Origin of the sequence: Streptomyces sp. NPDC059003, assembly GCF_042740445.1 — a bacterium.
Taxonomy (GTDB): domain Bacteria; phylum Actinomycetota; class Actinomycetes; order Streptomycetales; family Streptomycetaceae; genus Streptomyces.
This window is the reverse complement of the sequence record NZ_JBHYJH010000298.1, coordinates 1-6,585: the sequence shown is the minus strand read 5'-3', so window position 1 is coordinate 6,585 and position 6,585 is coordinate 1. Positions and strand designations below refer to the sequence as shown.

The 6,585-nt window shown below is 65.8% G+C and carries 3 protein-coding genes and 2 pseudogenes; 1 reads left to right on the top strand and 4 read right to left on the bottom strand.

The window, feature by feature from the left end:
- The 4 genes and pseudogenes from ACFWZ5_RS43820 to ACFWZ5_RS43805 form a co-directional block, all read right to left on the bottom strand.
- The coding region (locus tag ACFWZ5_RS43820) for a hypothetical protein (protein ID WP_384892672.1) at window positions 1-372 on the bottom strand (372 nt) is incomplete at its 3' end.
- Between the two features lie 129 nt (window positions 373-501).
- Window positions 502-852 carry a hypothetical protein gene (locus ACFWZ5_RS43815; protein WP_384892669.1) on the bottom strand — a complete coding sequence of 117 codons (351 nt, stop codon included), beginning with the start codon at window positions 850-852 and terminating at the stop codon, window positions 502-504.
- A gap of 61 nt (window positions 853-913) precedes the next feature.
- On the bottom strand, window positions 914-4,813 hold the full coding sequence (locus tag ACFWZ5_RS43810) for a hypothetical protein (RefSeq protein WP_384892667.1): 3,900 nt from the start codon (window positions 4,811-4,813) through the stop codon (window positions 914-916).
- A gap of 217 nt (window positions 4,814-5,030) precedes the next feature.
- Window positions 5,031-5,495: pseudogene (locus tag ACFWZ5_RS43805) on the bottom strand (DDE-type integrase/transposase/recombinase); the annotation flags it as partial.
- Window positions 5,496-5,601: 106 nt separating this feature from the next.
- On the opposite strand from ACFWZ5_RS43805, the pseudogene ACFWZ5_RS43800 reads away from it, so the two are divergent.
- Window positions 5,602-6,381: pseudogene (locus ACFWZ5_RS43800) on the top strand (transposase family protein).
- The last annotated feature ends 204 nt before the right edge of the window (window positions 6,382-6,585 follow it).

Genomic DNA, 6,585 nt, shown 5'->3' with positions numbered 1-6,585 from the left:
CCACACACCCTGCCCAGCACTTTCCCCCTCCAAGAAACGGGATGAAAGAGATTCAGTGTTGCGTGTGAGGGCGGGCGCACACAGTTTGTCGTCGCCGACGACGATCACGCGGGGGGCCAGCCACAGCAGGAACAGGGCTTCCATGCCTGCTTGACTGGCCTCGTCCACGATGACGACGTGGAAGGCGTCCCGCCTCGCCCGCACCATCTCGGCGACCTGGGGGATGGGCAAGACCCACGCGGGCACCGCGTCCTGAGCCACGGACATCGCGTCGCGCGCCGCGGCTCTGAAGAGGCGCGTGTTCTTCCCCTTGCCGAGGGAGGCCATGTGCGTCCGGTACGTCTGGAGCGCCGAGCGCTGTTCCTGTGTCATCTGCTCCAGGCAGTGCAGCCGGCCCCAGGCTGCGGCGAGTCCACCCAGACCGAGTGTGCGCTGCCTGTCCAGGAACTGCGATGCTTTCACCCACGCCCACGCCCGTTCCAACGAGCCCAGCTGTCTGTCTCAGTTGGGATCGTCAGCATCGTCGATGAGGCGGCTCGCGAGTAGGGAGTGGCCCGCGCGTAGAGCGCCCAACAGTTCGGTGCACCGACGGGCCCGGTTCTTCCGCTCGTGCGCGGCGGCAAGTGCTTCCAGGGCTTTGCCGTAGGCCTCCAGGTCCTGGTCGCGCAGAGTCTGTACCAGGGCCATGGACTCCGTGGCCGGCTGCGCGCCGATGACGGGAGTGTGCAGGAACTCGTCCCACGCGAGCAGTTGTGCGACCGCTTCGTCGGTGACCCGTCGGCCTCGGAGCGCGGCGACACCAGCGTTTTTGAAGTCCTGCCATGCCTGGCGGGAGGCGATCGGCAGTCGCAAGCCGCGACGTACGAGGACCGTGTCGACGGGGTCCTTCCGCTACCGAGTGCCGCGATTCGTGTCACGGTTCCTGCGGCGTGGCATCCGTTTTCTGCTCCTGCTTCTGAACGGTTCCCGTAGCGCGGGTCAGATATCCCGTGTGGGCGTGGGTGGTTTGGGTGGCGGAGTGGTCGGTGGTCTGTGGGGGCGCTGCTGTGGTGTAGGTCCAGGGTTCCTTGGTGTTGTCGGAGGGTTCGGCCCAGGCCCAGATGGTGGTGCCCTCACCGAGGCTCGGGGTGGGCATGCGAAGGATGTGGGTGTCTGGATGGACCGGGGGAGCGAGGAGGGGGCCGATGGGGATTGCGGGCTGGAGGGTGCTGAGGATGCCGTCGAGCGTGGTGGGGGAGAGCGTAAGGGCGGTCGCGGGGAGGATGTCGGTGATGGCGTAGGTGCTGGTGTGTGGGCAGATGAGGAGGGAGACGTCGGTCCCGGTGGGTGATGCGGTCGGCTCTTGGGGAGTGACGGTGACGTCAGTGGGCTGGGGTGCCTGGGTGTAGCGGGTCTCCTGTTCTGCTTTGGTGTCGGCCGGGTAGTGCGTGTAGAACGTAGTGAAGCCGGTCCCGGTGAAGTAGCCGAGAAGCCCGTCGGTGTAGAGGTGCGGGCTGCCGAGGGCTACGGGCCAAGCAGGTGCGTCCGCCCGGTGGGAGGCTTTCCTGAGGGCGTCGGTGGCGGGCGGGCGTAGCGGGGGGCCGTCGAGTTCGAGACGTAGACGGGCGCTGGCGAGGGCGATGGGTCGGCCGATCAAGAGCGCTAGGCTGTGGCTGTCGGGTCCGGGTAGGGAGGGTGGAGCCGTGTGGGCCAGGCTCTGGTCGAGGCTGGACAGAAGGGCGGCGAGGTGGCCCTTGCTGCTGCCGCTTGCGAGGAGTGGCTTGACGAAGGAGAAGAGGACGGGATGGTGCTTCTGGAACTTCTCGTCCTTGAGGGGGTTCGGAGCGTACGGACAGCCGGGAAGGGGACGGGCCGTGGCAGCGGTACTAACGCTGAGGCAGTGGAGGTCGTACAGCGGAGTGCCTTGGGGGGTGTAGCAGAGCAGGGAGTGACGGTTGCCGGTCCGGGTGGCCATCAGCCAGCCGTGAACGGGGTTAGCGGCGTCGGGATCCGGTAGGGCGGACAGGGGCTGGGGATCAGGGCTGGTGGTGAGGTAGTCGAAGTGGAGCCGCGCGCCTTGGTGGAGGCGGGGCCGCAGATCGACGAGTCCGGCGCCGTTGATCGGGTCGCCGTCACCGCGGACGGTGTAGGTGCGGGTGTCCGTCTCGCTCGCGTCGCTGGCAAAGAGGGGCTCGGCAACCTGGAGCCTCCCCAGATCCAGGCTGAGGAGACGCCCGAACGTGTCGTGGACGATCAGCTTTCTCAGCTGCAGCTGCCCCGAGCGGAAGGGCGGGAAGTCGGCATCGCCGAGTGCCTTTTCGTCAGAGTCCTGAGTGGCCGTGTAGTGGTCCTTGCTGAGGGGGAGGTGTGGGACACGGGCGGTGACCACGGCAGGGTCCGGGGTGGCGAACCACGGTGTGGTCGTCTGCTCGGGCGGGGGAGGGGCTGTGTAGGTGAGGTCGTCAGGCTTGGAACGCGGAAGGGCGGCGCTGCGGGTGGGCAATGGGCTGTCCGGTTTGCGGCCCGCGCATGCTTCGTTGACTCCCGCTAGGGTAGCCGAGGTCAGGTTCCACTCGTGCTTGCCGATCTTGCCTTCGAGCGTGAGGTAGGCGCTCTTCGAGGGCTCCGCTTGCGCGAGCGCGGCTGCGTGGAGCAGACGGTAGCGGGTGTGGTCTTCGAGGATGGGATGCGTGGTGGTGAAGTATGAGAGGTGCCGCACGGCCGTTTCGGGGATCTTCCTTGGCGCACCGCTCACTACGGTCTTCTGGTGGAAGTACTGGGGGATCGGGCTGGGCGGGGTGAAATCAGTGGGCGTTGGGTTGTTGGTGCTGAGTGTGTACGGGTGTGAGACGGATTGATCCTTGGCGCCAGCAAGGTGGCTGGGGAAGAGGTCTGCGCTCCATTCGAGGAAAGCTGGCTTCCACGGCTGGTTCCACCATCGAGTATACGGGTCGGTAGCAGGTGCACTCGAGAGGAGGCCCGTCCCTTCGCTTCCCCTGACCTTTGCGCAATTGACGCCGGGGTCCCCGACACCGTTGACAACCTTCTCTACGAGTGCATCGAACTCTTGGGCGAGAGGCGTGATGCAGGCGAGGGCTGGCGGAGTGAGGAGAGCCTTCAGCTTGTTGTGCACCGGTAAAGGGGAGCTGGCAGCAGCGGGCGGACGGCGGACGGGCAGCGGGCCGTTGAGATAGCCGTCGTGGTCCGTGGTCCGCCGACGTGCCTGGAGATTGCGCATCACGACGACCGGATTGGTGGCTTGCAGGAACGGCGGCATCGGCGAGGGCTGGAGCTGGTGCGGCAGCTTCCCCGTGGTGATGTGTTGCCGGATTTCCGTGGCGAGAGCGCCGACCGTGGCCAGGCAGATCTGGCGATCTTTTACACGGCGAGCGAGTTCTTCCTTGAGGGCGGCGACAGCTGCTGTATCGGCCTGTTTTGGCCCCTGATCGGTGTAATGCATGGAAACCCACCAGAGGCCCTTGAGCGTGGTGAACATATCCCGGCACTGTGCGTTCGTCACGTTGTACTGGGTCTGCGCTTCGTTGAGGGAGGCTAGCTTCTTCCTGACAGTCGCCAGTGCACTCTCCTGGCCCGCGTTGAGTGGTGCACTGCTGGTGTTGTCGAGACGCCAGCAGCGGCCTCCCTGGGTGGCGAAGAAAGTGGACGCGTGCTCCCCGTACTGCAGGGCGTGCTGAGCGTCAGGTTCGTTCGTATGGTCGGGCAACCCGGGATTCGCGGGAGCGTCCAGGAGGCGATGCTGGAAGGCACTGAAGAGGCGTGCTTCCTCAGGGGTCAGCAGGGTGGAGCGGATCACCGCTGCGATGCACGCCTCCATGGACGACTGGCCGACGGCCAGCCCCACTTCGGCGGCGGCAGGGCGGGCGTCGAGACTGAACCGGGACATGTTGGCAAGGATGGGCTGATAGGTGAGGGGGTCGAGGTCTTCTTTCCACGGGACTCCCAGCACCGTGCCGGCGTACACAGTCCCAGTGACCGGTGAGTCGGCGTCACCTGGCAGATCCCAGCCGAATCCCGCCAGCGTGTCACGCAGCTTCGTTGTGCCGGGGTTAAGGACGTCGGAATTCTGGTGAGAATACCAGCCCACAACTAGGTAGTTGACGGTAATTTCCCCCTTACCCGCACCGAGTTCCTCCTGAGTGCCGGTGAGATCAGCGAGGAGGTCATGGAAGGACAGGATGTTCTTGTTATACGGTTGATACGAGCAGAATTCGGGCAGACCTGTGCTGTTGGCGGTGAGGAACAGCGGCCCGCCGGCAGCTTTCCATTGGTGCGGCTCTGCCGGAATGGCCGATCTATCTGTGATCGGGTAGGCGACGCCGTAATTGGCCTGGGAGGGATATGTGCCGGTATCCGCACTGGGTGGCCCGGGCAGCACGGCTGCGGGGGTTGTTTCCGTACGCCCGCTGTCGTCGGACTCGGGTACCGGGGTGTCGGCGCGGATCAGCCAGTGGAGCGTCTGCTGCTTCGAGGTGTTGGCGGTGACGAAGGCGCGGCGCGTCACGAGCCACCGGTTGGGTATCAGACGGAACTCTCCGGTATGGGGGGGTTCGAGACCGCTGGCCATCTTGGGCGGCGCCGCTTGACCAGTGCGCAGGACGGCTGGCAGCTCCCACTGAAGGTAGATCCCCATGTCATTGTCCGGGTCCGGAGTTACAGCATCAAGGGCGAGGCCCATGGGGGCGTGTTCGGGGAGCCGATCAAGACTGGTCGCCCGCCGGTCCACGTCGTCGGGAGTCCTGTTGTCGGGTTTGGTGAAAAGGAAGGCGTCGACGGCCATGGGCACGATCAGCGGCGTGTCCTGCACAGTGGTCATCCTCTCGGCTCTAACGAGTTCGTGCATGGTTGGCGGCGGGGCGTGGTGGGGGTGGGTGTCCAGAGTTCATCCCACGATTCCCGTCGGCTGTCGGTTTGCCTGTCCGGCTGCGGCCAGGCAAGCGAGGGCCGAAACGATCTCGCCGAGGAGTTCACGACGGCCGTGGTGACGAGCGAGTGGCAATCCTCCGGAGGCGTGGAGGCTTCCTCTATGTGGCTCAGGTTTGTGAACGGGTCCTGGTGCGCGTGTGGTTGATGATCTGCTCGGGGTCCACCGGAGCCAGCCCGTCGGTGGCGCAGTGCCTGCGGCGGGTGTTGAAGAAGTCTGTGATCCACGTGACGATCTCCAGTCGGGCCTCGGCGTGGGTCGCGAAGCGATGCCTGCGGATGTGCTCGACCTTGATCGAGGAGTGGAGCGACTCCGCGGCGGCGTTGTCCAGGGCTGAGCCCGTGCGTCCCGTGGACTGCACCATGCCCAGCTGGCAGCAGAGGCTGTTGGAGGCCTCACTCGTGTATTCCGACCCGCGGTCCGAATGAAGGATCACGCCGTCCACAGTGCCGCCGCGTGTCGCGGCGGCCATCTCCAGCGAGGCGCTGACCAGGGCCGCATTGTGCCTGGGGCCCATCGCGTAGCCGAGTACTCGCCGGGAGAACACATCGTGCACGGAGGCGAGGTAAAGCTTGCCCCGCCGGTTTCGATCTCAGTGAACCCTTTTCATCCCAGCTCTGATGGGGTGAACGTGCTGGTCAGAGGGGTGGGGTGACGGGACAGGGCCCCTGGTCGTTGGCGTGGTGATCTCACTCATCACACCGGCGTCCGAGGGGCCCTGTTGGTTCCGTATTGTTCTATGCTCGACGTCTCCCACGAGCTGGTCGAGCATGTCTCCTGGCTGCTCTACGCCCGTCGGCGTGAGCTCAACTCGCCCTGGCAGAGACTCGATTGCTTCAAGCAGGCTCTCCTGGCTCGGGCGCATCTGTGGAAGAACGAGACGTTTCCGCAGCTCGCCGCGGGTTTTGGTGTCTCCACCACGACGGCATGGCGGTACGTCGACGAGACTCCCGGCGTCCAGGCGGCGTGGGCGCCGGGCCTGCGTGAGGCTCTGGTGGGACTGGGTGAAGGCGACTTCGTCATCGTTGACGGGACTCTCATCCCGGCCGACAGAATGGCCGCGGACGAGCCGTACTACAGCCACAAGCACCGTCAGCACGGGATGAACGTGCGGGTCATCTCGCGCGCGGACGGGGCACCCCTCTGGTTCTCCCGTGCGCTGCCCGGCCGGACCCATGACCTGACCGCGGCCCGCGCCCACGGCATCGTCCAGGCCTGCCTGACCAGAGACATCCTGATCCTGGCCGACCGCGCCTACCAAGGAGCCGGCGCAACTGTCCGCACCCCCTACAAGCACCACCGCGAACAACCCAGCACTACCAGCAGTTCAACCGCGACCACGCCCGCCTGCGAGCCCCCGGCGAACGCGAATCCTCCACCGAGCCCGATGCTCCACCAACCGCAGCGGACTCATCGTCAAAGCCATCCGCACCCTCCTGAACTGCGAATATCAAGGATGAAAAGGGTCCAGTCGTATCGCCCCACCACACACGTCCGGGGCGATGGCGTCGTAGCGGCGAAGCACCAGGTCACAAGCGGCTTTCCGCCTGCTCTGACGGGCCCGGCACCGACGCGGGGCCCGCAGTCCTGCAGGCCGAGCTCAGCCCTGGAGCCTTTTCAGTGGTTGCTGTCGAGGGTGGTGGCGGCTCGGGCTGCAGATGTCG